Source organism: Gordonia insulae (assembly GCF_003855095.1).
Lineage (GTDB): Bacteria > Actinomycetota > Actinomycetes > Mycobacteriales > Mycobacteriaceae > Gordonia > Gordonia insulae.
Genome location: NZ_CP033972.1, coordinates 2658550 through 2684295, shown reverse-complemented (window position 1 = coordinate 2684295; position 25746 = coordinate 2658550). Strand labels below are relative to the sequence as shown.

Below are 25746 nucleotides of genomic sequence, written 5' to 3'. Positions count from 1 at the left end.
TATCAACACTACGAATATGAGAGACCATCCGCGTCTGCGGTCGATCGAGAGCGAGGACACCGGAGATGACGACCGAGCAAAGTCGACACCCCATCTATGATGCACCTCCACCATCGGGTGACTATCCGGGAAGCCCGTACTTGAAGTTCAGTCGACAGGGGCCGTTCGCTCATCTGGTGGTCGATCGGCCGGAAGCACGCAATGCGCTCACCAATGCAATGTACTTCGGTGTGAAGTACGCGGTGAAACGTGTTGACTCCGAGCCGGACCTGAGTGGGCTTGTCATCACGGGTGTGGGAGATGTGTTCATCCCCGGAGGCGATCTGGGAAGGAACACGCCCGACAGCTGGACTGACCTCTCGATGATCGACGTACTTCCCTTCGACACCTTGCGAATGAGCGCGAAGCCGGTCGTGTCGGCGATCAACGGGCTCTGCCAGGGCGGCGGACTCATGATCGCGATGTGCTCCGACATATCCGTGGCAGCACGCAGCGCCACGTTCCGAGTCCCGGAACTGTTCCGGGGCATAGCCGATCTCTACTACGCACAGATGCTTCCTCGAATGGTTGGCCCGGTCAGAGCCAAAGACCTGATGTTCACGGGTCGGGTGCTCTCCGCTGCGGAAGCAGTCGAGTGGGGCCTCATCAATCGCGTGGTGCCAGACGAGGAGGTCATGGACGTCTCACTCGAACTACTGACCTCGGCGGCGTCGACCGCGCCTGACGCGCGGCTCCAGGTCAAGCGCGTTATTGACTCATACGTCGGCCTCCACGATCGCATCGGTATGGCGGACAGCCTGAGAGGACCTGAGTTCGTGGAGGGCTGGAAGGCGTTCTCGGAGCGCCGACCGCCCAATTGGGTTCCGGATGCGCTCAAGCGTCCGGGGCGTCTATGACGCCAACTCTTGGCCGGACCGGTGATCAGGTGGATTACCGTTTCTCTGAGTGAAATTCGGGCGGGCGTGGGGTTGCGCGGCACTTGTAGCGTCGAGTTACATGGGAGACAAGATCAACGATCTCGACGATGTGTCCGCGTTCACGCTGAATCTCGAAGAGCGCGAGAGACTTTTCGAGCTCCAGAACGAGTGCACGGTCTGCTGGACGAATCGGGATGGGTGGCCGGTGGCCATGCCGCATTCCTTCGTATGGGACAGCGGAAGGTTCTGGGTGCACACGACGACGAAGCGAAAGCGTGTGCAGGCGTTGCGAGATCGCCCCGAGAGCTGCGTCGTCGTGACGAGCCTCGGTGTCGAGTCGGGTGGGGCCATGGTGACGGCCAAAACCCGGGCGGTGGTCCACGACGGTGATCGTGACCGTGTTCGATGGCTGCTCCCGCTTTTCCTGAAGCGCGTCGGGATGGCCGCCGACGATGAATCGTTCCGTCAACAGATGAAACTCCTCGACACCCCCTCTCGGGTCGTCATCGAGTTCGAACCGGTCGATGTGTTCACCTACGACTCGAGTAAACTCAGGGCAGCCGTGACCGCCAGCGGATTCAACAACTGGGCACAGCAGTGAGCGGACGGCGCTGAGCGCCGACCCGGTCCTCCCCGCACATGCGGTGGAGTCAGGCCTCGGTGGCCGTGGCCATGAGTTGGCGGCGCACGATCTTGCCACTCGGCAACCGGGGTACCTCGCCGAAACGCAGTGTGCGCGGGCACTTGAAGCGTGCCAGGCGTGATTGGCAGAAGGCGAGTATGTCGGTTTCGAGTCCCACGTCCACAGCCTTGGCGGCGAGCGGGGTCACGACTGCATGGACGACCTGACCCATGTCGGGATCCGGCAGTCCGATTACGGCGACGTCCACGATCGCCGGATGCTCGAGGAGCACATCTTCGACTTCTGTCGGATAGATGTTGACGCCACCGGAAATGATCAGGTCTGTCCGGCGAGACGACAGGTACAGATACCCCTGATCATCGACATGACCGAGATCGCCCAATGTGGTCCAGCCACGGTGGTCGAATGCTTCTGCGGTGCGCTGGGCGTCGCGGTGGTACTCGAAACGGCGTACACCGTCGAACCACACCGTGCCGGTCTCACCGGTGGGCAGTTCGCGCCCGTCGTCGTCGCAGATATGCACCGCGCCCACCAGCGGACGGCCAACCGAACCCGGGTGGGCCAACCACTCCGGGCTGTCGATCATGAAGAATCCGGTGCCCTCGCTGGCGCCGTAGAACTCGGTGATCTTGGGGCCGAACCAGTCGATCATCGCCCGTTTGACGCTGTCGGGACATGGGGCGGCCGAGTGGATGACCAGCTCGAGACTGCTCACGTCCACGCCGAGGCGGGTGGCAGGATCGAGTTTGAGCATTCGCACAAACATGGTCGGCACGAACATCGCATGCGTGACCCGATGGGTCTCGATCACCCGCAGTGTCGACTCCGCGTCGAATCTGCGGGTCACGATCGCCGTGCCCCCGTTTCGGATCGTGCCCATCGCCCAAGCCAGGGGAGCCGCGTGATACAGCGGGCCGGTACTGAGAAACACAGTCTCAGAACCGAATCCGAAATGCGTGTGCATACGGTGATCGATCGGTAGGCCCGTGCCGAAGGCCTGCGGATCGCGCGTCGGGAGGATGCCCTTGGGTCTGCCCGTCGTTCCGGACGAGTAGAACATGTAATAGCCCTCGGACTCGCCATCGATGGGGGTCGACGGCAACCCGCTCAGGGCGTCGGCCAGGCGCTCTGAGGATCCGGTGGTCTCACCGACCACGTACCGATATTTCACTCCGCCAACCGACTCGGCTATCGCGGCACCGTCGAGGGATGCCGAATGCACCAAGAACTGCGCGGTGCAGTTGTCCACGATGTACGCAGCTTCGTCGTCGCCGAGGTGCCAGTTGACCGGTGTGTAGAACAAGCCGGCACGTTGTGCCGCCCAGACGATGGGGAAATAGTCCAGGCAGTTCTCCATCAGAACGGCGACATGATTACCAGGACGTAACCCGCACCGGCGGAACAGGTGTGCGATCTGATTCGACCGACCCTCGAGCTCACCGTAGGACAATGACTCGCCACTATCGGCCATGATCAATGCGGGTTTGTCGCCGAGTGTGCAAGCCAGTGCTGTCAGGTTCACGTGTGCCGACCGTCGTCAGCGCCGCATCGGACGTGCATTGCGCGCGCTCCGGGCGCCGGCATCACCGATTGGTCCTACCGAGGTCCACGGGAAGCTGGATGCCGGTGACGTGGCGCGCTTCATTGGAGGCCAGCCACGCAATGGCGGCGGCGATGTCCTCGGACTCGCTCGTCTCGTCCGGCAGGCTGCCCATGTACAGCAGACCGAGATCCTGTCGGGCGGCCAGCTTGCCGTGCAATTCCGGGACGGTGAGGTCGGTGGCGACCCCGTGCGGGTGCACGGTGTTGACCCGAATGCGATATGCGGCCAGCTCATTGGCGAGTGTCTTGGCCAATCCGGTGACACCGTGTTTGGCGGCCGCGTAGTCGGCGAGCAGCGGCAGTCCCTTGAGTCCGGCGACCGAGCTGGTGAACACGATGGCGCCGCCGCGGCCCTGCTCGATCATGATCGGCACCGTCGCCTTGGCGGTGTAGAACGCACCATGGAGGTTGTTGTCGATGGTGGCATGCCAGTGATCGAGGTCGATCTCCCACGTCAGCGACGCAGTCGTCATTCCTGCGTTCGCGATGACGACGTCGAGACCACCGAGTTGCTCGACGCCGTTGTCCACCGCATTCTGCAGAGCGGCGAAGTCGGTGATGTCGGTGATGGACGTGACGATTCGACGGCCGTGACCTTTCACCAACTGAGCGGTCTCGTCGAGGTCGGCGGGCGTGGCACCGGGATACTCGGTGGTCGGCAGGTCAGCGCAGATGTCGATGGCGATGATGTCCGCACCTTCGGCGGCAAACCGGACTGCCTCGGCCCGGCCCTGTCCCCGAGCCGCGCCGGTGACCAGCACGACCTTGTCGACAAAGCGACGTGCGTTGGGAGCGTCGGGAATCGGCGCCTCCGGGATCGTTGCGATCACGGCCGGTCCCGGGATCGAAGTGGCGTTGGCTTCGGTCATGGCGTCTATCTCCTTCGTAGGTGGGCGCTACGTTCGCCCGTGTGTCCAGTCGTCAGTTGTCGGTTGCGATACTGCGCACCGATGCCGGCAGGTGGATTCCTGCCGCTGTGATGTCGGCAGAGTCCGAACCGACGATGTTCATTCGTCGTCGGGCAATGCGCCACGTGGTGCCGTCGTACTGAAGATCATCGCGATATACATTCACTGCGTGATTGAGCCGATTCTCGTCGCGTCGGTGAAGCCACGTGACGTCTCCGTAGCACATGGCCCACGCACCATCTGGGCCGTACCCCGAGCGGTGGTTGGTCATCTTGTGCAGCGTCCACGGACAGTCCTCATGAAACGGGATGAAGTAATCCAACCACTGCGTGATGCCCCGAATCTCGGGCATGCCGGTGTACTCGACAACGACGTCTTCGGTGAAGAGGTCGGCGAAGAGGTCCCAGTCGCGGGTATCGATCGCGTACGCGTAGTCCACGCTCAGGCGAGTCGCGGTCAACTGCAGTTCGTGTCTGGTCGTTGTCGTCATCCGTCGCCTCCACTCGATCCGGCGTTCCGGCGATCCCGAACTGCGTGCGCTGCAGAGCTGCCCCGAGTTCGGTTCCGGAGTCTTGCTCGATTCCGAGCGTACGGAATCTCGTCGTCGATGCTCGTGACCCGATTCCGTTGAGTGGGACGGAATCTGGGAGATAGGGCATGTCGCTGTGGCGACCGGCCGGCATTCCGCTGGCTTGCCGGACGGCGCGGTCGCGCTACTTCTTCAGAAGCGCGAGGATGTCGTCGGTTGTTGCCAATTCGGCGAGCGCAGGGAACACCGATGACACCACGTGGTCGTGCGATGCGGCCCGCGCGTCACTGATGGCATCGATCGCGATCGCCACGTTATAGCCGAGGTCATAGGCTTCACGCGCGCTGGATTCCACGCCGAAACTGGTGGCCACACCGGCCAAGACGACCTGGGTGATGCCGCGAGCTGACAATTCGCCGTGCAGATCGGTGCCGACGAACGCGCCCCAGCTGGACTTGTCCACCCGCACCGCGGAACCGATGGCGTCGATGTCGGGATGGAGTTCCGCGAACTCGGGCGGGAATCCGTCGGGCATCGACGCGGAATACTCGGTCCGGCCAGCTGGGGTGCCAGTGGCGCGCACGATGACGATTGTCATGTCCCTGTCGGCGAAAGCATTCGCCAGAGCGACGGAGCGGGCGACGATGTCGGCCGATTGATGCACCAGCCCCCGGCCGAGGGTCCCGTTCTGCAGGTCTATCAATACGAGTGCGGTGTGCGGATCGAGCGCAGTGGCGGTCAAGGTTCACTCCCGGCGACGACGATTGTTCGCCCCTTATGCTACCCGAGACGTCGGTGCTCGACTCGGAACAGGCCGCGCCGCAACGGGAAACCCTCCGCCGACAGAGTGTCGGCGGAGGGCTTCACGGGGCAAATCGTCGAACTGTGTCGTTCGCCTCCTGTCAGGCGGACAGCGCAACCGTGCTGGGATCGGTCAGCTTGCCGTCCTTCATCGTCAGCACGATCAATTCGTTCCCGCACACCGACTTCATGCCGGGGACCTGGTTTCCGTCGCAGGTGAAGGTGATCCCGTCGCCTGCCGGCAGCACCACACGCTGTGCTTGCTGGATCGCGCCACCCACCGATGCCGGGTTCACCTCGCCGGTGAGTCCGCTGGTCGCACGCACCAGACCGAGCACGCCCTGATAACCGGCCACTGCATAGCCTGCGGTCGACGTGTTCGGTGCGTACTTCTGCATGACGGCGCGGAACAAAGCGCTCTCCGGATCGTCTGAGGTGGTGTCGGCGTTGCTGAAAACTTTGAGTCCCTCCAGGTTTCCGGCACCCACTCCGTCCACGACATCCTGGGCTGCGCATGCTTGAGGTGTCATGATCGTCGCCGATGAGCCCAATGTCTTGAGGGACTTCAAGACCGAGGTGCAGACAGTCGACTCGCCGTACACGATGACGCCATCCGGGTTGGCATCCAGACCCGAGCTGACCTGCGGTGTGGCGTCGGGTGAGCCGTAGGGGATCGGAATGACCTTGAAGTCGATTCCGGCGGCCTTGAACGCGGGTGCGCCGATCATTTCCAGCGATCCGGTGGCCGCAGGACTGTCGATCGAGTACGCGACAACCGACTTCATGCCCTCCTTCTTCGCATAATTGGCCATGACCTGGGAGGTGCTGCTTCCGGCAGTCCAGACGTATGCGTTGTCGCTGCTGGTCTCGGCCTGGCTGCCGGCGAGCGCTGTTGCGTACGGAATTCCGGCAGCGGTGATGATCGGAGCCATGATGTTTCCGAGGCCGGTGCTGGTGACGACGACGGCCGAAACCTTCTGCTCGACCATCTGATTCGCGCAGTTGCGGGCGGATACAGGGTCTTCTTGCTCCTTGCACACCACGAGCTCGATCGGGCGTCCCGCGATCCCACCGAGATTCTCATTGGCGTACTTCGTCGCGGCCTCCGCGGCCTCCCTGTTCTCGGGTTGCGAGATCGCCTGTCCACCTTCGTTGTTGATGAGACCTATGCGGACAGGCGCCCCGGTGGCGGCCTTGCCCGGGAAGGCGTCGGAGGGGAGTGCGGCGCTGCTGGTCGTGCTGGCGCTGTCAGAGGAGTCTGATCCGCACGCAGTGGCGGCGGTCATCACCGCCGCAGAGGCGGCAATTGCTATCACCCATGGAGAGGTGATCCCGCGGGAGAGCTTCATGGCACAATCCTTTCGCCTCTGGCGAGGCTTGGTTGATTCTGAACTTTGGTTCGCCGTCTCATAGGCATCGTTCGCGAAATACGTCTGTTCGCCACGTCATCGATCAATGGTCTGCGGCTTGGTCGCCAAGGCGATACGGCCACAGGAGATTCGTGTGCACCGTCGGTGCGGTGCCGGGAGGTCCTCAGGGCGCGGCGTCGACGGTCTCCGACTCACCGGCGATCAGGTGGTGATCTTCCCCGGTGCCCAGGTAGGCATCCTCGATGATCTCGGGGTGTGCCGCGAGTTTCCGCGCGTCACCCTCGAGAACGATGTTGCCATGTCGCAGAACCACAGCGGTGTCAGCGATCTCGAGCGCCAGTTGCACGTGTTGCTCGACGAGCACCACGGCGGTGCCGGTATCGTCGGCGACTCGCCGGATGACCGGCAACAGCCGCTCGACGATGACCGGTGCGAGACCCATGCTCAGCTCGTCGATGAGCAGGACCTTGGGGTGTTGTGCCAAGGCACGGCCGATGGCCAGCATCTGCTGCTCGCCGCCCGACAGGGCTCCCGCCGCGACCCTGAGGCGCTCGGCGAGGCGCGGGAAGTAGTCCAGGACGGAGTCTCGCTCCTCCGGCCAGGCGCGGCGGCTCTTCACCGCGAGGCGGAGGTTTTCTTCGACGGTCAGGCTGGTGAACAGGGCACGGTTGTCCGGCACGAGCACGAGTCCGGCGCGCGCGGCATCCCGTGCGTTCCCGGCCTTGATCACTGTTCCATCGACGGTGACTGTGCCGCCGAGACTGGGCAGAAGTCCCGAAAGCGTCAGTAGTGTGGTGGTTTTTCCCGCTCCGTTCGGGCCCAGCAGGGTCAGCACTTCGCCGGCGGCGAGGTCGACATCGAAGTCACGCACACACGGTCGGTCCTTCGCGTATCCGGCATGGACCTTCTGGCAGCCCAACATCGTGGTCATGCGTTGACCTCCTGTCCGTTGACTTCCTGCTGACTTGTTTCGGTCACGACGACCTCATCGGCGGAACTGTGCTGTCCGCTATGTGTGGCGCCGAGATATGCGCGGGTGACCACCGGGTCGATCCGGATCTCGTCGGGTGTACCGACCGCGATCCGGCGCCCCAGGTCGAGTACGACGATTCGGTCGCAGACGTTGAGAACGAGGTCCATGTCGTGGTCGACCATGACGATGGTGGTGCCGGCATCCCGGATGGCCCGCAATCGCTCACCGAGCCATTGACTTTCACTGCTGTCGAGGCCGGCAGCGGGCTCATCGAGCAGCACGACTCGCGGCCGGCCGGCCAGTGCCCGGGCAACCGATACCAGCTGGCGTTGCCCCTGCGACAACTCCCGGACCGGTCGATCGATCACCGCGCCCAGGTGAAGTACCTCGAACAACCGATTCATCTGGTCCTCATCCAGCGGCTTGAGGCCTGAGTCATGGTGATGGGCTGCGGTTGTGCCGACCTCGACATTCTCGCGAACCGACAGATCATCGTAGAGCTCGATGCCCTGGAACGTCCGTCCCAATCCGGCTCGACTGCGACGGAATGCGCGCCGGCCGTCGAGCGACTTGCCGTCGAGTGCCACTGCGCCGCGTGCCTCGGCAAAACCGCTGATCGCGTCGATGAATGTGGTCTTGCCGGCACCGTTCGGTCCGATCAGGCCGATAATCTCGCCTTCTCGGACATCGAAGGTCACGTCGTCCAGCGCCGTGATCCCGCCGTAGGTCACTCCGATCCCCTCGGCGGTCAGGATCACGTCGCCGATACTGCTCGATGTCCTGCGTTGGAGCGTCTCCTCCGTCTGAGTGATGTCGAGCCCCAGATCGGGCTGGTCGGCATCGGTGGGGCGGAAGCGTGCACGCAGCTGATCACGGCGCTTGTAGACGTCGGAGATGATGCCCTCCGGGCTGGCGATCACCGTCACCACCAACAGAATGCCGGTGATGACTGCGTAGTAGTCGCCGATGTTGGCCACGCGGTCGAGAACGACGAACATCAGGCCGCCGGCGCCCATGACACCGGCGAGAACGCCGCCGGAGACGCAGCTGACACCCGCCAGGTAGCAGATCGCGAACATGGCGATGCCGCCCATCGCAGTGAACGAATCGGGAACCGCCATCGTCTGTTGGTAGGCCATCAGCGATCCGCCGATACCCGCGATGAACGCCCCGATCGCGAATGCGATGAGCTTGGTGCGGGACACGTTGATACCGGCCGCGGCCGCCGATCGTTCGTTTGCGCGGACCGCGAGCATGGACGCGCCGAGTCGACTTGTCCGCAGCTTGGCCACCCCGATGGCGATCACGACGAGGACGAGCAGGCACATCAGCCCGAACGGGATACGTGGGTAGTCGTCACCGGCGCCGATTCCCAGGTCCAGCCCGAAGAGGGACGGTGGGTCAACGTGAGCTCCATCGACGCCGCCGTTGAATGCGTTGTTGCGGAACCAGAACGCCTCGAGGAAAACGGCCAGGCCCAAGGTGACGACGGCGACGGGGAGTCCGCGGATGCGGAGCGCGGGCAGTCCGACGACGACGCCGACGACCGTCGCGACGAGCGCGGCGAGGATCGGCGCGATCGGGAACGGGATTCCCCAATCCTGCGAGAGACGGCTGACCATGAAGGCGCCGACGCCGCCGAGGGTCAGCTGCGCGAGCGAGATCTGCCCGGCGAATCCAGTGACCACCACCTGCGACAGGGCGACTATCGCCAGGATGAACGTCGCGATGATCGCGCCCCGGTAACTGCCTGCGGTGAACATCAGCCCGGCTGCGCCGATCACGGTCCATACCGCGGTCACCGGTAGCAGGTTCTTCGGCCGCGGTGCGGTGCCGAGGGTGTTCTGGATCAGCGCACCGCGAGTCGGCAGTGGCCGGCCGCGCACCAGGAGGAACAACAGCAGGAGTACAAGCGGGATGAGTTCGGCCATACCCGATTTGGGCATCCAACTCACGGTCGACTGGATATGGGTCATCTCGGACTGCAGGACGCCGATGCCCAAGCCGGCGGCCACCGCGACCCCCACCGAGCTGAAGTTGCCGACCAGTGCTGCGGCCAGCGCCGGCACGATGAACAGGGTGTACGAGATCGGGATCAACGGCACGATGGGCGCGATGAGGATGCCGGACAGGCCTGCGATGGCCGTGCTCAGCGCCCAGTTGGCATACGCGATCCGTTCTGGGGAGAGTCCGGTGACCAACGCGCCGGTCTCTGACTCGGCGGCCGCCCGGGTGGCGAGACCGAACCTGGTCAGCCGGAACGCCAGGATCAACAGGATTGTCAGCGCGACGATGATGACGGCGAACCAGAGTCGGTCGGCGGGCACCCTGATGCTGCCGAAGTTCATCACATCGGACGGCAGGATGGCGTCCACGGACACCGGGGTGGTACCCACCCGAGCGGCGAGAAGGGCTTGTACGACCAGCATCAAGGCGATCGACGCCACCGCTTTCGCCGTGGCAGGAGCCGTACGAAGCAATCGAAAGACCGCGAAGTACAGGAACACTCCGAGTGCTGCGGCGATCACCAGGGAGAGCGCCATCGCCGGCGCGACCGCGAGAGAGTCGGCCAGGTGAAGTGTCTTCGGCAATCCGGGAATCGGGATCAGCAATTCCCCGGTACGCAGGTACGCGTACGTGTAGGCAACGTAGAGCGCGATCGCCCCGGTGGCAAAGTTGACGACGCCTGACGAGCGGTACGTCATCACCAGGGCCAGCGCGAGAGCCGCATACACCGCACCATTCCCCAGGCCGAGGAACAGGAACTGGATGTCTTGGGTCATGGTGTCACCGTTGTCTTCCGGGCGTGCGCAAGGCGAGATTCGTGCCTTGTTCCAACTGCGGGTCGATGAGTTCCTGCCGGTAGTGCTCGCAGAGCACAATGCCGCGAGGGAGGGTTCTGCCACACGGACGACCGAAATGGCGAGCGTGCCGGGCTCCAGCACTGACGCAACGGTTTCATTGGGAGAGTGGTCACTTTCTCTGGTCTCAAGGTGATCGCCGTTGGCTAATATCACCTAGATAACTATGTGTTGTGCGCCACTATGGCATAGTTCGACAGGAAAAGTCACTAGTTCCGCCGTTACTCGTTGCCGGTCGCGCGCGTGCCGCGGGTCGGATCAGTGCGGCAGAGGGGTTGTGGGCGGTGTCAGGAGTACGTGTCTTCGAGGATCTCGACGATCTCGTGTCGTCGGTCGGCGTGGTTCTCGGGCCGACGCCATGGCGTCGCATCGATGCGCAGGCCATCGCCGGGTTTGCCTCGGCGGTGGCGCCCGCGCAACGGTTCACTCGTGTGGTCGGACACGAATACGACCTGGTGAGTCCCGATTTCCTGCTCTCGCTCATCCCGGGTTTCGTGGCGCAGATGCGCCGAATCCGGGGAATGCGATCCGGGGTCAATTATGGTGTCGACAGAGTGGTGTACCCGTCCGTGGTGCATGTGGGAGATCGAGTGCGAGCGCGGTCCACGCTCGCGGCGGTGGACTGGACCGGGCCGGCGTCCGTCGCGCTGGTCGCATCGACCGATGTCGAGGTCTGTAGCGATGACGAGGCGACCACGGACGGGTGCCGTGTTGCGCTGCGCGGCAATCTGCTGAGCCGGATTTATTGTTGAGTCTCGCCAACTAGTGTGACTAAGTATTCGATGTAGTGGGTCGGCGGAAACGAGTGTCCCTCGAGGGACGGCCGGTCGACCCCCATACTCCCGCGGCATTGCATCGCGAAATGACGAAACCGGCTGATGCGATGACCACTAGGTGATCGCACCAGCCGGTGACCCGATCGTCCGCATGTCGTCGCTCGCCCTCGACATCAGCAGATCGTTCGGTGGGCCCGGATGACTCCGAGTCCTACTTCGGCGGCGGGGTGAACCGATGGCCCCACAGCGCGCCTTCGGTGATGTTGTATGTCGGGACCCGATCCGGCACCTGCAGGCCGTCGAAACCGAACTCGAAAGCATAGGTGTCCGGTGAGTAGACGTAGAACGAGACCATCTGATCGTTCGTGTGTTTGCCCAACGTGTGCATCATCGGCAGGTTCATCTCGTACGCCCGGTCGAGAGCGAGCCCGACATCGTCGAGTGTCTTGGCCTCGACCATGATGTGAACCAGACCGCCGGGCCCCGGCCGGGGCGCCAGTCCGAAGCTGTGGTGTCGAGCGTTGCAGCCCATGAAGTAGGTCGGACCGGCGGTGTTGCGTTCGACGAAGCCGAGTATCCGGTTGTAGAAGTCGAACGTCTTCTCGACGTCCTCGGCAGTGACGATGACGTGTCCCAGGCCCATGTCGCCGGTGACGAACTCGGAGACGAGCGGTGTGTGGACCGGCACGTGGTCGAGGATCGGCCCGTAGTACAGCTCGATCTGGTTACCGCCTGGATCTGTGAACCGTGCGAACCCGGTGACGCGCCGTTGGGCACACTCGTCTTTCGAACCCGCTTCCGTGTCGATTCCCTCGGCGCGAATCCTGTCGACGAGGTCGGCGAGCTCGCGACGGTCCAACACCTCGAAACCGATTGCCGTGCAGGATGCCTCGTCAGCGGGGCTCACGACCAGTCGGGGCGGGTGATCGTCCATGCGGAAGTAGACGGACTCCGCGTCCGGGCCGTCGACTTTCATGAGGCCGGCAAAATCATTGCCGAACTCTCGCCAGTCGTCGATGTTCGGCGAGTTCAGCCGGATGTAGCCGAGGGAACATACTCCCATGGCAAGCTCCAATCAGAATGTTTCTGTGGTTGTGGATGGTTGGTCCGGGCGTCGCCCGGAGATGTCAGTCGCGCCAGATGTACCGGTCGGATACCCGGTGGTGATTCCAGATGGTCATCTCCTGCTCTTCGCTGAGCCGATGTCCGTCGAAGCTCGGCGAGTGCATGCCGGTCGTCACCTCGGTCATGTTCATGAAGTCCTGGGAGAAGACCTGACCCATGTCGGCGTCCCGGTAATCGTCGAAATGAGACGGCTCGAAATAGCGCTTCTTGTCGTAGTCGGCGATCGGGATCTGATCGAGGCTGAAGACCTCGAATACGGACTTGTTCGGATCCTTCTCGTAGGGCCGTGACCGGTACCAGAACGCGGAGCCCTGGCCCGGCAGGATGATGCTGTTGGGGAAGACCGCCCACGAGCTGCCCGCCTCGGTCCATTGATCCGTCGTGATCACGGGCCAGTCGTAGCCCTCTTCGATCGACAGCTCGCGGTACAGCTCGAGGAAGTACTTGCCCGCAGTCATGCCTTCCGGAACCTCGGCTGTCTTGAGGGCTTCAGCCGCTCGCCAACTGCGCTCGTTCTCCAGGCCGCGCATGTCCTCATGCAGGTACTGGACCGCGTTTGCGACGTTCAGACGCTCGTCCGAGACGTTGTCACCGCTGCGCTTCGACGGATCCTTGCCGTCGCCCTTCGCGGCGCTCGACTTGGGGCCGAGGGCCGAATAGTGGGAGTGGCGTTCGTAGACTGTTGTCGGTGCCCACGGTCGGATGTCCAGCTCGCGAAGCGATGCCAACTTGTCGTTGGTCCGGTCGAGTCGGAACAGCTGAGGATGCGTGCCGGCCACGTGGTATGCCTCGAGAAAGGCGTCCAACCCTGTCTTCCAGTTGGCGTCCAGGATGACGCTCTTTCCCCACCGAAGCCGGAAGTTCTCGAGCTGGAACGGCTCGAAGATCCGCGGAATGGGGTCGAGGTACTCCAGGAGCGGGATCGCGTTGGGATCCGGATTGATGAACACGAACCCTGCCCACTGATCGACCCGGACCTGGGACAGGCCGAGATCGTCATCCGATCGCGGGACGAACTCCTCGCGATCGAGCACCAACCTGATGGATCCGTCGAGGTTCCAGCGCCACCCATGGAATGGACAGATCAACGATCCGACGCGTCCTCGGCCACGGGCCAAGCGGGTACCGCGATGGCGGCAGGAATTGTGGTAGGCGCGGATGGACGTCCTCGACTCGCGCACGACCAGAACAGAGAAGTCTCCTACCGCGTACTCCACGAAGCTGCCCACGTCGGTCAGCTCCTCGACGCGGCACGCGATCTGCCACGTACGCGGGAACATTCTCCCGAGCTCGAGATCCAGGAAATCGGGGTCGAGGTAGCGAGCCTTGGGAATGTATGCCCGGCCGAGTCGGTATTTCTCGGGGACTTCCTCCGGTGGCACGTCGCCCTCGAACCAGATGGGCGGACGGCTCGTCGTGGGCTCATCGACGATGGTCACAGAATCACTCCTTGGTGTTGGTGGAATCGTGCGCGCCTGCGCGAAAATCCGATGTCGTCAATCAGTCGGCGTTGGGTCCGGCGATTTCCACCCCGTCGGACCGGCGGGCGACGTGAATGCAGTTTCCGGGGCACCCGTCGGCTGCGTCGATCACGTCGAGGCGGAGACTGTCCGGCACATCGGCGGAGGCGCCTTCTTCGGTCAGGAGAGGTCCTGCCGCACTGGATTTGACGTGTGCGACGCCGGCATCGTCGAACTCGAAGACGTCTGGTGCCAACTGAACACACAGTCCGTCACCCGTGCAGAGGTTGTGCTCGATCCAGACTCGAACATCTTCATTCATGGGATTTCCTTATCTATTGTTCAGGCCCAATCGGTGTATGTAGGTCGACAGATCCGGTTACTACCGCCGACGTGGGAAATGGCCTGAACGAGCAGGATGCGCATCGCACCCGCGGCCTGGTCAATTGGAGATCGCACAGCTCAAGAGAGGATCGAGCCTCACCGTCGATACTCTCTCGGCTCTGGCTCAAACTTTCGTGGAGCTCGTTTCGGAAGTCAATCGGACTTTCCGCCAGGCGGAATGGACGGGTCCGTGCGTCGGTCTGGCCATCGCGACCTGGGCCACGACGCCATGGCAACCAGCGGATCGGAGTGTGCCTTGACAACTCGAAGGCAGGGTGTGATGCTGCTAACAGCTCAAAAGAGGGCACTGAATAGCTCTGGAACACTTCCTTGGCCCAGCAGATACGCCTCACAATTGGGCATGTGGAGACACAGAGTGTCCTGAATGAAAGGTGGCAGCATGTCATCCAGCCTGATGCAGCCCGTGTCGATCGCCCCGATCGCACCACCCCTGGAGCCGGCGGTATCCGTCCGCAAGGCCCTCGCCTCCACCGAAGAGAGCGAGAGCTCGGACCGTCGGAGTCCCGACCGGACCGTCCTCGGTCGCGTCGCGGCAATCATGGACGCGTTCAACTGCAGTCAGCAGGTCCTGGGCCTCGGCGATCTGAGTGAGCGGACCGGGCTGCCCAAGTCGACCCTGCACAGGCTCGCGGATCAGCTGTGCCAGATCGGATGGGTCGAACGCGAGCGGGGAGGCTACCGGGTCGGGCTCCGGATGTTCGAGCTCGGCGGCTTGGCCACCGAGGCCAGTCGCTTGCGCGAGCTGGCGCTGCCCCATCTCCAGGCGCTGTCGGCCCGCACCGGCATGCCGGTCCACCTCGGTGTTTTCGACAACGGCGAGATCGTCGACCTCGAACGGGTCATGGCGGGGCCGGTGCGCACGCCTGTTCGCCGCGGCGGTCGGTTCCCGGTTCACTGCAGTGCACTCGGAAAGGCGATCGCGGCATTTGACGGCGAGGTCGCCCGGTTTGCGGTCGACGGACGGCACGAGGCTTCGCGGTCCGGCTCGGGCGCGGCGGCGATGCGGGCCGAACTCGAGACGATCCGTCGACTCGGGGTGGCGTTCGACCGTGGTGAATCGTTCGAGGGGTGGGCGTGCGCGGCTGCTCCCATCCGCGGTGCCGGCGAAGTGATCGGGGCTGTCTCGGTCAGCGGTCAGCTCGGGCGACTGCGTCTGGGTGCGGTCGCCGAAGCCGTCGATCACACTGCGACCGCGATCTGGAATGCGAGTAACAGGCACGCCGCAGTCCGCCGCCGTTAGTCGAGTCCCATTGCGTCGCTGCATTTTCGGCGGAGATCGGCCTTTGTCGACGCATCTCGACGGGTGGGTGCGCCGGCGAGTCACTTATCAGCCGAGCACCATATCTCTTGTGCCACTCTTTCTTTCGGTGGGTGAGGTCCCGTATGGCCATCCTTGATGGTCGATCTCCCTCGTTGCGATCGGATTTCTACATGAGCCACCTTGGCCGCGACGGGATGCGCACCTACGGCCAGTAGCGCCGTGATCAGGTGCTGGGTGCCGCATTGAGAAGTATCACCATGTGGGACCGAGCGCGGTAGATCGCGCTGACCCCTCCCCGGCGTGTGTCCACGGGCGAGCGCGTCGGTTTGCGCATACGAAAAGCTGACATGCGTTGCCTGGCTATAGTAGCGTGACGCGGGAAACCTAGTTATCTAGGTTACCTACATAACGTCCAGGTTCGGAACGGCGGCTCCGGGTGGCTTCGGCAGCGGGCCACGATGATCTCGTCGATCCCGTCCTCCCGCCGGGGCCTGCGTGGTTCCCGGGGCGATCACATGAGGAGTGAACACATGGCAACATTCAGACCCGGCCGCGCGGCGATGGCGGCGGTCGGCGCGTCCTGTCTGGTCCTGGGGATTGTGACCGGTTGTGGATCGAGCGACGACAGTGCATCGGACGCCGGTAGTAGTGCCGCCGTGCCGTCGGACGCGTTTCCGGGTCAGGCGGCGTCTGGCGAATCCGTGAAGATCGGTCTGATCAACAACGAGGGTGGCGCGTCGATCTCGCAGCCCGAGAACCGCGAAGCAGCGGCCGCGGCGACGAAGTACGTGAACGAGAACTTCAAGGGAATCGCCGGGCGGCCAATAGAACTGGTCGAGTGCAAATCGGCTGAGGAGCCGGTTTCTGCTCGTGACTGTGCCAACCAGATGGTGGAGAAGAAAGTTGGCGCGGTGATCGTGACCTCGTCGGGCTTCGGCAACATCATGGCGCCCATCATCACCGGCGCGAAGATCCCATACGTCACCGCGGTGACGGGCGGGGCCACCGAAGGCACCACAGACGGGGCATTCGTCTGGGCCGCAGGCCAGAACACCTCCCAAGCGCTCGCCAACTACGCCAAAGAACGGGGAATGAAGTCGGTCGTCGCATACGCGATCGATGTTCCGGCTTCGATCAACGCCCTCAAGATGGTCGGTGAGCCCGCGTTCAAGGCGGCCGGGATCGACTTCGAGCTCGTTCCGATCCCCATGGGTACCCCCGATGCGACCCCGCAGGTCAGCGCGGGTCTGTCCTCGAATCCCGACGGTGCCATCGTGTTCGGCGAGTCGACCGTCTGCACCGCCGTGATCAAGTCGCTGGTCACTCTCGGATCGAAGGCAGAGATCATGACCCCGCAATCGTGCGCAGCGCCCGAGGTCGTCTCAGGAGCCGGTGAAAGTGCGGTTGAGGGTATGAAGGTGGTCAGCAGTGCCGACACCTCGTCCGACTCGCCGGAGAGCGCGCTCTATCGCGCGGTCATGGCGAAGTACGCTCCGGACACGGCGACCTCCGGGTATGCGGTCACCGGCTACCAGGGTGCGCTGGGCCTCTACCGTGCGGTTGCCGGGCTGACCGGCGAGGTCACCTCGGAAACGATCACCAACGCAATCCGATCCGCCAAGGACGTCGTGCTGCCGGCTGGCGACGGAATCACGTTCACCTGCAATGGAACAGCGCTCGCGGGTCAACCGTCGGTGTGCAGCAATGAAATGATCATGCTGACGATGAAGGACGGTCAGCTGGCCGACCCGGTCACGGTGAGCGTGCTCCCCCAGGACGGGGACTGAGTACAGGAGGCAATCCTGTCGAGGCATGGACCATGGGGATCAGCGCGCGGATCTGCCACCGCTGGTGTCCATGTCTCGACGCGGGTCTACGTCAGCCCCACCAGGTCCAGCGCCGCGCGGACGATGGCGTCGTCATCGATGCCGTGCAGTCGGTACACGTCCTCGGGCGATCCTGACTGTCCGAACGATGTGACGCCGAGGTCGATCGACTCGACGCGATTGATGGTCGACAGGAACGCGAGCGTGTGGGGGTGGCCGTCGAGCACGGTGACCATCGGCGTCGCTCTGGCTGCCGGAAAGGCCTGCTCCAGAATCCAGGTCGGCGCATCGCCTTGCCCACGCCGGGCCCGGAGCGCGTCGAACACCATTCCGGGGCTGGTGACCACGACGACGTCGCAGTCGATACCCATCTGCGCCAATCGGTCCGACGCCGCCAGTGCATCGGTGACCATGGCGCCGACCGCGACGACGGTCACCGTCGGTTCCGCTGTGCGACGCAGTGGGTACGCGCCCGCGACGACCTGCCGCCGACGACGCTCCCGTGCTGCCGGGTCGGTCGGCACCGCGGCGAGTGCCTGCTCGACCGGCCGGGTGGACAGCCGCAGGTACGCCGACCGACCGCCCGCCTTACCCATGTGCGCGAGGCAGTCGAGCAGCGTCCACTCCACGTCGACGGCGAACGCCGGCTCGTAGCTCACGCAGCCGGGCTGTTCCAGCCCGATGGAAGGCGTCGTGATCGACTGATGCGCACCACCTTCCGGTGCGAGCGAGACGCCCGCGGGGGTGCCGACGAGGATCGATTGGCCGCCCGCGTAGATGCCGAACGACCAGGGCTCCAGCGCGCGTTCCACAAACGGGTCGTAGAGGACCCCGATCGGCAGAAGTGGCTCGCCCCAACGACTCCAGGTGGCGCCGAGTTCGCCGATCAGCCCGACGAGATTGGTCTCGGCGATACCGAGTTCCATGTGCTGACCGGTGGGGCGCTCGCGCCAGTGCATGAGCGTTTCACGGTCGTCATCGAACCAGTCGCGACGCTCGGTCGGCGACCACACGCCGATCTTGTTGAGCCAGCCCGCCAGATTCGTGGAGGAACTGACATCCGGGCTCACCGTGATCACCCTGCGGGCGACATCGGGCGCCTGACGGGTCAGGTCGAGCAGCGTGCGACCGAGTGCGGCCTGTGTCGTCGAGACCGATGTCGGCGTGCGGCCGATGTCTGCGGGAACCGAGGGCGGTTCGGCGGTGGGTACGGGCTCCCGGGCCAGCCGCGACGCCGTCGCCGCGCAGAGTTCACCGGCCGGTGACCCGTCGTCGAACCGCCGCCACGGATCGGTGGTGACCTCGCCCAATTCTGTAGCGAGATCGACGAATTGCTCGTCGGTGAGGAGTGACGAATGGTTCTGCGGATGGCCCTGCGTGGGCAGCCCGAAGCCCTTGATGGTGTAGGCGATGATGACGGTCGGCCGGGTGTCGTCGATCTGGGTGAACGCCGAACGCAGTGCACTCAGATCGTGCCCGCCGAGGTTGTGGATCGCGGCGATCAGGGTGGCGTCGTCGAGGTCGGCGATGAGCGTGCCGATCGCCGTGGCGTCGGCGCCTTGGCCCGGGAGGCGTTCGCGGACTTCGTCTGCCGTGCAGCGCAGCATTCGCTGGTACTCGGGATTGGACATCTCGGTGATCCGGGTGCGTAATGCAGCGCCGCCGGGCCGGCCGAAGAGTTCGTCGAGCAGCCTGCCCCATTTGACGGTGATCACCTGCCATCCAGCTGCGGCGAACATCGACTCGATGCGGCCGGCGGCGATGTTGGGCACCACGCGATCCAGCGACTGACGGTTCATGTCGACGATCCACACGATCTCACCCAACTCGGGCACCGATGAGTCCAGGATCGCCTCCCACACTGCGCCTTCGTCGAGTTCGGCATCGCCGACCAGCGAATACTGGCGGCCGGCGCCGCTGACCCCGAATGCGGTGGAGACGTAGCGGCGGGCGATCGCGCCCCAGATCGGTGCCGTCGCACCGATCCCGACCGAACCCGTGGAGTAGTCGACCGGGTCCGGGTCCTTGGTGCGACTCGGGTAGCTCTGCAGACCGCCGAACTCACGGAGCCGCGGAAGGTAGTCGTCGTCGAGTTCGCCGAGTAGGTAATTGATGGCGTGCAGCACCGGTGCGGCATGCGGTTTCACCGAGACCCGGTCTCCGGGGCGGAGTTGTGAGAACCAGAGCTCGGTCATGATCGAGACCATTGACGCGCAGGACGCCTGGTGACCGCCGACCTTGACCCCAGACGGATTCGGTCGCACCCGGTTGGCGTGGTGGATGATGGCCGTCGACGTCCAGAGCACGCGGCGGCTGATCTGTTCGAGAACGGCGTCGACCTCGCGAGCGGCATCGGCGGGTGGCGGGGAAAAAGTGGTCATCGGCGCCTCCTGTGCAGGAGCGTAGCGCGGCCGCCGGGCGGCCCACACGCGAACGCCCGGGCTGCCATCAGCTTCTCGGCCTACTGCAGAAGCCTGACGACGGCCCGGGCGTCTGTCGTGTGCGCTCGGTGCGCCTACATCCCGGCCGGCGGGTGTCCGAGGCAGATGATGGCACCGTTGGGGTCGGCGATCGTGGCGAGCGTGCCGTACGGCGTCACCTCACCGGGCATCAGGACCTTGCCGCCCAACGGCTCCACCTGGGCCACGGTGGCATCGACGTCGTCGACCGTGACGTAGGCCTGCCAGAAGGACGGTACCTCCGGCGGATGGATCTTGGCGGCGTCCATGACCCCGGAGTAGGAACTCTCGCCCAGGAACATCTGGCCGTAATGATCGGGCCCGATGGCGTCCGGGTCGCCGCCGGTACCGACCTCCTCGATCCGGGCACCGAGGACCGCCTTGTAGAAGTCGACCGACTTCGCGTAGTCCTTCGAGTGGGACTCGAACCAGTAAGGCGTGCCGTGATCGCCCCACTCACTGAATCCGTGGTGCTGGTTCGGCTTCCAGAAGCCGATGACCGCGCCGGCGGTGTCGGTGGCGACCATCATGGTGCCCTCGTCGCCGACGTCCATCGGTGGGAACATCACCGTGCCCCCGGCCTCTTCGATGGCTTTCGCGGTGGCGGCCGGATCCTCGGTGCGCAGATAGACCGACCACACATTGGCCGGTCCGCCCGCCTCCTCCATGTAGGGACTCAGGCCGGCGACACGCTTACCGTTCTTGGTGAAGTTCTGGTATCCGCCGAACTCCTCGCGGGGCGGTCCCTCGAGGTCCCAGCCGAAGATCGCGCCATAGAACTCGGCCGCTTTCGCCGGATCGCTGCTCATCAGGTCGAACCAGGTCGGTGCACCCACCGGGGCCGAATAGTCGCTCATGTCGAGTCCTCTCACGAGTTGGGGGGTCATTCACCACTGCTGACCTCCAGCGTCGTCGAAACTCATCGCCGACATGCCGCAAACGGCCGGACAGCGATGAGATCCCGCGCGCCGTGGAGTCGACATCTGTACGTGGCCGACATACCTCGAGGAGAATTCCATGCAGCACACCGATGTCACCTTTGCGTCACAGATCTCCGCCGCGGCCGACGCGATGGCCGGACTCGCGGCGAAGGTCTCCGACGACATGCTCGGGCGGCCGACGCCGTGTACCGACACCGACCTCGCGGCGATGCTCGGGCATGTCGTCGGACTCAGTGCGGCCTTCGCTGCGGCGGCTCGAAAGGACAACGGGCCGTTGACATCCACGGCGCCTGATGTCTCGCACACCGAACTGCCCGCGGAGTGGCGGTCGGCGCTGACCCGCAACCTCGGCGATCTCGTGGACGGTTGGCGGGACCCGGACGCCTGGCGGGGGATGACGAAAGCCGGGGGAGTGGAGGCGCCGGCCGAGGTCCTCGGCACCGTCGCGTTGTCGGAACTGGTGCTGCATGGCTGGGACGTCGCGCGCAGCATCGGCGTCGACTACGAACTCCCCGACGGCATCCTGCAGATCGTGTACGACTTCCACTTCCCACCGCAGCCGCAGAGCGAGCGGGAGGGGATGTTCGGTCCGGTGGTGGACATTCCGGACGACGCACGACTCGTCGATCGGTTGGCCGGCCTGACGGGTCGGGATCCGTTCTGGCCGCATGGCAGTCTGGAGGAATGACCGAGGTAGCAGATCGGGCGAAGCCGGGTGTCGTCCATCGATTCACCTGGCCCGCCGCCCTTGGTGGAGGACTCCTGCTGGTCGCGTTCAGCCTCGTGCCGTGGGGTGTCTCCGATGAGGGCGTGCGGCCCTCGATCACCGGCCTCGGCCGGGTGTCGGTGCCGGGGGCCGGCCCTGAGGACGTGGCGTTCCTCGAAGACCACACCCTGCGACCCGGTCTCGTGACCGTGGTGGTCGGAATCGTGATCGCTGTCGCCGCCGCGGCCGCGTGGTGGCGTCCGCGGGTCCGATGGCCCGCCCTGATCGTGATCGCGCTGGCGTCGATCGTCGCGATGGTTGCCGCGGTGCTCACCGTGGCGAACCCGGCGGCGCATCTGCTGGACGATCAGGTCAATCGGGCACTCGATCTGGATACGCCCCTCATCTCGCCCGGTTACGGGCTGATCGGCGTGGTCGTGGTGAGCATCGGGATCGTCGGGTTGATGATCGCGGCTGCGATCACCCGAATCGGCGGATCGTCTTGATGTGACTCCAGTGGTTCAGCGGGGTGAAGCCGATCGGCACACCGTTGGGCCCGTAGGCGTTGAAGACCTGGCCGAAGCCCGCGTAGATGCCCACATGGCTCGCGTCGCGATAGAAGATGATGATGTCGCCGGGCGCGAGCGCCGACAGCGGGATCGCGTGGCCCACCCGGGCCTGCTGCTGACTCGTCCGCGGTAGCCGGATCCCCGCCGTGGAGAAGGCCCACTGCACGAGCCCCGAACAATCCCAGGCCCACGGCCCGGTGCCACCCCATTTGTAGGGCCGGCCGACCTGGGTCATCGCCGCCGTCAGGGCCTGCATCCCGGCCGGGCTGGGTACGGGCAGATAGATCTCGACCGACCCCGATGACCCGGACGAACCGGTGTCGGCGATCGAGGTTCCGACCGAGGCGACGGACACACCTGCGGCCACGCTCACTGCACAGAGCACGCCGATCGTCCGGCGTCGAAGACTTTCCATCGCACCAGAGTGCGGTACGACCGTCCGCTTGTCTCAACCTTCACTTGAGATTGGTGAAGATGTTACCGAAGTGGTGCCGGTGACCTCACCAGTAACCGTCGGGGTCCGAGTCGGGTGAATGCGCCGGGATGATCCCCTCCGCGACGCCGTGGTCGATACTCGCCGACAAGCGTGGACAGGTCGGCATCATCGCCCCCGGGAGCAGCGCACGGCCGGCGTCACGCGCGCGTTCGAGTTCGTTGCACCGCTCGCGCGCGGCGGTGGTCCACTGGACGCTGGTGTGAAAGGAACTCGTCTTCTTGACCAGTACGCAGGCGTGGCACGACCGGCACTCGATCTCGCTCATCCCGCCACGCAGGTAGTGGGCGCGGTCGCGCTCGGTCGCCGCGCTGACCGCAGCGAGCCGATCGGGGTCACCGTGGAAGTCGGGTGCTTTCGCCCACTCCCCGCCGGTGATCCCGTCGCGCTCCACCGCCCGCGTCATGAGATCAGACCTCCGCCTTCTCCGACGACTCGGACTTCTCCGAGGAGGACGCGTCGTCCGTCGCCGCCTGCTGGCGCTTGAGGTTCTCCTCGATTTCCTCGCCCCAACTCTCGAGCGCCTTCGACGTGTCGATCTCGTACTCGAAGCGCTGCGTCATCTCGTCGGTGACGTCGGCCTTGTCGACGTAGAACTGGTCGTACCACCGGCGCAGCTGGTAGACCGGGCCGTCCTCCTCCACCAGGAGCGGATTGTCGATACGTGTCTTGTTCTTCCAGATCTCGACGTCCTGGAGGAACCCCACCTCGACGCCGGCGGTGATCTTCTTCGCCATCTTGGCGGCCTGCTCGGAGGTCAGGCCCTCGGGGACCTTCGCCATCACGCCGTACATCAGCACGAACGAATTGGCGTCGATCGGGTAATGGCAGTTGGTGAGGATTGTCTCCACCGCGTAGCCGCCGTAGTACTGGACCATCGGGTTCAGCATGTAGGACGGCCCGTAATACGCCGCGATGGACTCCAGTCGGCTGTCGCCGTAGTTGGTGCCGAGCGTGACGTCGGGGCGACCGTGCGAGTTCATGTACTGCGCCGCGAGTTCTCCCTCGAAGACGTTCTTGAAATAGTCCGGCAGCGCGAAATGCACGTAGTAGAAGTGCGCCATGTCGACGACGTTGTCGATGATCTCGCGGCAGTTGGAGCCCTCGATGACGATCCGGTTCCATGTCCACGGCGTCCACTCGTCCGAGCCGAACTCCTCGAGTTCCGGGATGATGCAGTCCTCGGGCGGGGGATTGCCCTCGGGATCGTTGTAGACGAAGACCTGACCGTTGCGGATCATGGTCGGCCATGCTCGTGTCTTGGCGAGCTTCGGATTGCGCTTCGCGTAGGGCACTGTGGCGCAGCGTCCGTTGCCCTTCCACTGCCATCCGTGGAACGGGCAGGCGACGTTGCCGTTCTTGACGCTGCCCTGGGAGAGGTCGCCCCCCATGTGCCGGCAGAACGCGTCGAGGACGTTGACGTTGCCGTCGTCGTCGGCCCACACCACCAGCTTGGTCCCGAAGATCTGCACGGAATGGGGTTCGCCGTCGGTGAAGTCCTCGACCAGGCCAAGGCAGTGCCAGCCGCGGGCAAAACGCGTGGGTGGCGCGCCCGTGTCGATCTCGCGGACGTCGACATCGTCACCGGCGGGGGCTGTGGTGCCGGGCTTCGTGTCGGGTGTCGCTGACATCCATTACTCCTGTCATCTGACGCAGGACTCGCTCATTCGGTGCGAATCGCCTCGTACCAATACTAGAACATGTTACAAAAATGGGGAGCCGATCGCGCCCTTGGGTGATGATCGGACCAGTAAACGGGCACAAAGGCCCAGTGCTCGACATAAATGAGAACGTGTTCTAATCTCAAGGACGAACGAGAACCAGGGGCGACCGGAGGGTCGTCGAGCAACGAGTAGGAGCGGGCGAGATGCCAGCACAACCGGGCGCCGGGAACGCAGTGAGCGGACCCAATCACCACAAGCGGAGCGAAGCGGCCGAGCAGGTCCTGGAGAAGATCAATGCACTCCTTCCCGAGCTCGAGCAACGCGCACAGCAGACCGAGGATCTTCGCCGGATCCCCGACGAGACCGTATCCAGTCTGGAGGGTGCGGGCTTCTTCAAGTTGATGCAGCCCGAGCAGTGGGGCGGCTACCAGGTGGATCCGGTCACCTTCTACGAGGCGGTCCGCCGTATCGCGACGGCCTGCGGGTCGACCGGGTGGGTCTCGGGCATCATCGGCATCCACAACTGGCACCTCGCACTCTTCGACCAGCAGGCGCAGGAAGACGTGTGGGGCAAGGACACGTCGGTTCGGATCTCCTCGTCGTACGCGCCGATGGGCATGGGTGAGGTCGTCGACGGCGGCTACAAGGTCAACGGGTCGTGGGCGTGGTCGTCGGGCTGCGAGACCGCCGACTGGGTCTTCGTCGGTGGTCCGGTCATCAAGAACGGCAAGCCGGTCGACTTCGTCAGCTTCCTCATCCCTCGCAGCGACTACACGATCAAGGACGTGTGGAACGTGGTGGGTCTGCGCGGAACGGGCTCGAACACGATCGAGGTGAAGGACGTCTTCGTGCCGCGCCATCGCATGCTGAGCATGCGGACGATGAGCATGGGCGAGAGCCCCGGACTCGAGCAGAACACCGCCCCGGTCTACAAGATGCCGTGGGGCACCATCCATCCGAGCACCATCGCGACGCCCATCGTCGGCATGGCGTACGGCGCCTACCACGCCCACGTCGAGCACCAGGGCAAGCGTGTGCGTGCCGCGTACGCCGGTGAGAAGGCCAAGGAGGATCCGTTCGCGAAGGTCCGGATCGCCGAGGCCGCCAGCGACATCGACGCCGCGTGGCGTCAGCTCTCCGGCAACCTGCAGGCCGAGTACGACCTGATCCTCGCCGGCGAGGAGGTGCCGATGGAGCTCCGTCTGGCGGCACGTCGTGACCAGGTACGGGCCACCGGGCGGGCGATCGCCGCGATCGACCTGCTCTTCGAGAACTCCGGCGCGCATGCACTGGACAACGACACGCCGATCCAGCGCTTCTGGCGCGACGCTCATGCGGGTCGGGTGCACGCCGCCAACGACCCCGAACGCGCCTACGTCGCCTTCGGGAACGGGGAGTTCGGGATTCCCATCGGCGACACCATGGTCTGAGCACCGGCCCGTCGAGACGCTCGCAAG

At 64.5% G+C, this 25746-nt stretch carries 23 protein-coding genes; 8 read left to right on the top strand and 15 right to left on the bottom strand.

What is annotated here, in order from left to right; all coding sequences use genetic code 11:
* Positions 1-65 precede the first annotated feature (65 nt).
* Positions 66-896, top strand: a complete 831-nt coding sequence (locus tag D7316_RS12200) for an enoyl-CoA hydratase/isomerase family protein (RefSeq protein ID WP_124708483.1) — start codon at positions 66-68, stop codon at positions 894-896.
* A gap of 100 nt (positions 897-996) precedes the next feature.
* A complete protein-coding gene (locus tag D7316_RS12195) occupies positions 997-1518 on the top strand; it encodes a pyridoxamine 5'-phosphate oxidase family protein (RefSeq protein WP_124708482.1) in 522 nt (173 codons plus the stop codon).
* 49 nt (positions 1519-1567) lie between these two features.
* Here the strand turns inward: D7316_RS12195 and D7316_RS12190 are convergent, their stop codons facing one another.
* The 7 genes from D7316_RS12190 to D7316_RS12160 form a co-directional block, all read right to left on the bottom strand.
* On the bottom strand, positions 1568-3082 hold the full coding sequence (locus tag D7316_RS12190; RefSeq protein WP_124708481.1) for an AMP-binding protein: 1515 nt from the start codon (positions 3080-3082) through the stop codon (positions 1568-1570).
* 61 nt (positions 3083-3143) lie between these two features.
* Positions 3144-4031 (bottom strand): mycofactocin-coupled SDR family oxidoreductase, encoded by an 888-nt coding sequence (locus D7316_RS12185; protein WP_124708480.1) that lies wholly within the window; start codon positions 4029-4031, stop codon positions 3144-3146.
* A gap of 52 nt (positions 4032-4083) precedes the next feature.
* Complete coding sequence (locus D7316_RS12180) at positions 4084-4560, bottom strand: nuclear transport factor 2 family protein (protein WP_124708479.1); 477 nt, start codon at positions 4558-4560, stop codon at positions 4084-4086.
* A gap of 223 nt (positions 4561-4783) precedes the next feature.
* Positions 4784-5341 carry an isochorismatase family protein gene (locus D7316_RS12175; RefSeq protein WP_124708478.1) on the bottom strand — a complete coding sequence of 186 codons (558 nt, stop codon included), beginning with the start codon at positions 5339-5341 and terminating at the stop codon, positions 4784-4786.
* Positions 5342-5501: 160 nt separating this feature from the next.
* The gene (locus D7316_RS12170) at positions 5502-6749 is read right to left on the bottom strand and encodes an ABC transporter substrate-binding protein (RefSeq protein ID WP_124708477.1); all 1248 of its coding nucleotides are present in this window, start codon (positions 6747-6749) and stop codon (positions 5502-5504) included.
* 184 nt (positions 6750-6933) lie between these two features.
* Positions 6934-7701 (bottom strand): ABC transporter ATP-binding protein, encoded by a 768-nt coding sequence (locus D7316_RS12165; RefSeq protein WP_124708476.1) that lies wholly within the window; start codon positions 7699-7701, stop codon positions 6934-6936.
* Entirely contained in the window at positions 7698-10526 is a 2829-nt protein-coding gene (locus D7316_RS12160; protein ID WP_124708475.1) for a branched-chain amino acid ABC transporter permease/ATP-binding protein, read from the bottom strand. The genes D7316_RS12165 and D7316_RS12160 overlap by 4 nt, the downstream gene beginning before the upstream one ends.
* Before the next feature lie 362 nt (positions 10527-10888).
* Between D7316_RS12160 and D7316_RS12155 the strand changes: the two genes are divergently transcribed.
* Positions 10889-11356, top strand: coding sequence for a hotdog family protein (locus tag D7316_RS12155; protein WP_124708474.1), 468 nt, complete (start codon positions 10889-10891; stop codon positions 11354-11356).
* Positions 11357-11591: 235 nt separating this feature from the next.
* Here D7316_RS12155 and D7316_RS12150 read toward each other — a convergent pair whose 3' ends face one another.
* From D7316_RS12150 to D7316_RS12140, 3 genes are all read right to left on the bottom strand, one after another.
* Positions 11592-12443 (bottom strand): VOC family protein, encoded by an 852-nt coding sequence (locus tag D7316_RS12150; RefSeq protein WP_124708473.1) that lies wholly within the window; start codon positions 12441-12443, stop codon positions 11592-11594.
* 64 nt (positions 12444-12507) lie between these two features.
* On the bottom strand, positions 12508-13944 hold the full coding sequence (locus D7316_RS12145) for an aromatic ring-hydroxylating oxygenase subunit alpha (protein WP_232016881.1): 1437 nt from the start codon (positions 13942-13944) through the stop codon (positions 12508-12510).
* 61 nt (positions 13945-14005) lie between these two features.
* Positions 14006-14287, bottom strand: a complete 282-nt coding sequence (locus D7316_RS12140) for a ferredoxin (RefSeq protein ID WP_124708472.1) — start codon at positions 14285-14287, stop codon at positions 14006-14008.
* A 462-nt stretch (positions 14288-14749) separates the two neighbouring features.
* Here D7316_RS12140 and D7316_RS12135 point away from each other — a divergent pair, with 462 nt between their 5' ends.
* Entirely contained in the window at positions 14750-15610 is an 861-nt protein-coding gene (locus tag D7316_RS12135; RefSeq protein WP_164473777.1) for an IclR family transcriptional regulator, read from the top strand.
* 551 nt (positions 15611-16161) lie between these two features.
* Positions 16162-17418 carry an ABC transporter substrate-binding protein gene (locus D7316_RS12130; RefSeq protein WP_124708470.1) on the top strand — a complete coding sequence of 419 codons (1257 nt, stop codon included), beginning with the start codon at positions 16162-16164 and terminating at the stop codon, positions 17416-17418.
* Positions 17419-17504: 86 nt separating this feature from the next.
* Here D7316_RS12130 and D7316_RS12125 read toward each other — a convergent pair whose 3' ends face one another.
* Both D7316_RS12125 and D7316_RS12120 read right to left on the bottom strand, forming a co-directional pair.
* Complete coding sequence (locus D7316_RS12125; RefSeq protein ID WP_124708469.1) at positions 17505-19838, bottom strand: transketolase-like TK C-terminal-containing protein; 2334 nt, start codon at positions 19836-19838, stop codon at positions 17505-17507.
* Between the two features lie 134 nt (positions 19839-19972).
* A complete protein-coding gene (locus D7316_RS12120; protein ID WP_124708468.1) occupies positions 19973-20773 on the bottom strand; it encodes a VOC family protein in 801 nt (266 codons plus the stop codon).
* 160 nt (positions 20774-20933) lie between these two features.
* On the opposite strand from D7316_RS12120, the gene D7316_RS12115 reads away from it, so the two are divergent.
* On the top strand, positions 20934-21545 hold the full coding sequence (locus tag D7316_RS12115) for a TIGR03086 family metal-binding protein (RefSeq protein WP_124708467.1): 612 nt from the start codon (positions 20934-20936) through the stop codon (positions 21543-21545).
* Positions 21542-22069 (top strand): hypothetical protein, encoded by a 528-nt coding sequence (locus D7316_RS12110; protein WP_124708466.1) that lies wholly within the window; start codon positions 21542-21544, stop codon positions 22067-22069. Before D7316_RS12115 ends, D7316_RS12110 begins: the two co-directional genes overlap by 4 nt.
* Here the strand turns inward: D7316_RS12110 and D7316_RS12105 are convergent.
* From D7316_RS12105 to D7316_RS12095, 3 genes are all read right to left on the bottom strand, one after another.
* A complete protein-coding gene (locus D7316_RS12105) occupies positions 22044-22547 on the bottom strand; it encodes an NlpC/P60 family protein (protein ID WP_124708465.1) in 504 nt (167 codons plus the stop codon). The genes D7316_RS12110 and D7316_RS12105 overlap by 26 nt on opposite strands.
* Before the next feature lie 85 nt (positions 22548-22632).
* Positions 22633-23031: a hypothetical protein gene (locus D7316_RS12100; protein ID WP_124708464.1), complete on the bottom strand. Its 399-nt coding sequence runs from the start codon at positions 23029-23031 to the stop codon at positions 22633-22635.
* A 4-nt stretch (positions 23032-23035) separates the two neighbouring features.
* Positions 23036-24256, bottom strand: coding sequence for a Rieske 2Fe-2S domain-containing protein (locus tag D7316_RS12095; protein ID WP_124708463.1), 1221 nt, complete (start codon positions 24254-24256; stop codon positions 23036-23038).
* Between the two features lie 236 nt (positions 24257-24492).
* On the opposite strand from D7316_RS12095, the gene hsaA reads away from it, so the two are divergent.
* On the top strand, positions 24493-25719 hold the full coding sequence (gene hsaA / locus D7316_RS12090) for a 3-hydroxy-9,10-secoandrosta-1,3,5(10)-triene-9,17-dione monooxygenase oxygenase subunit (protein ID WP_124708462.1): 1227 nt from the start codon (positions 24493-24495) through the stop codon (positions 25717-25719).
* The last annotated feature ends 27 nt before the right edge of the window (positions 25720-25746 follow it).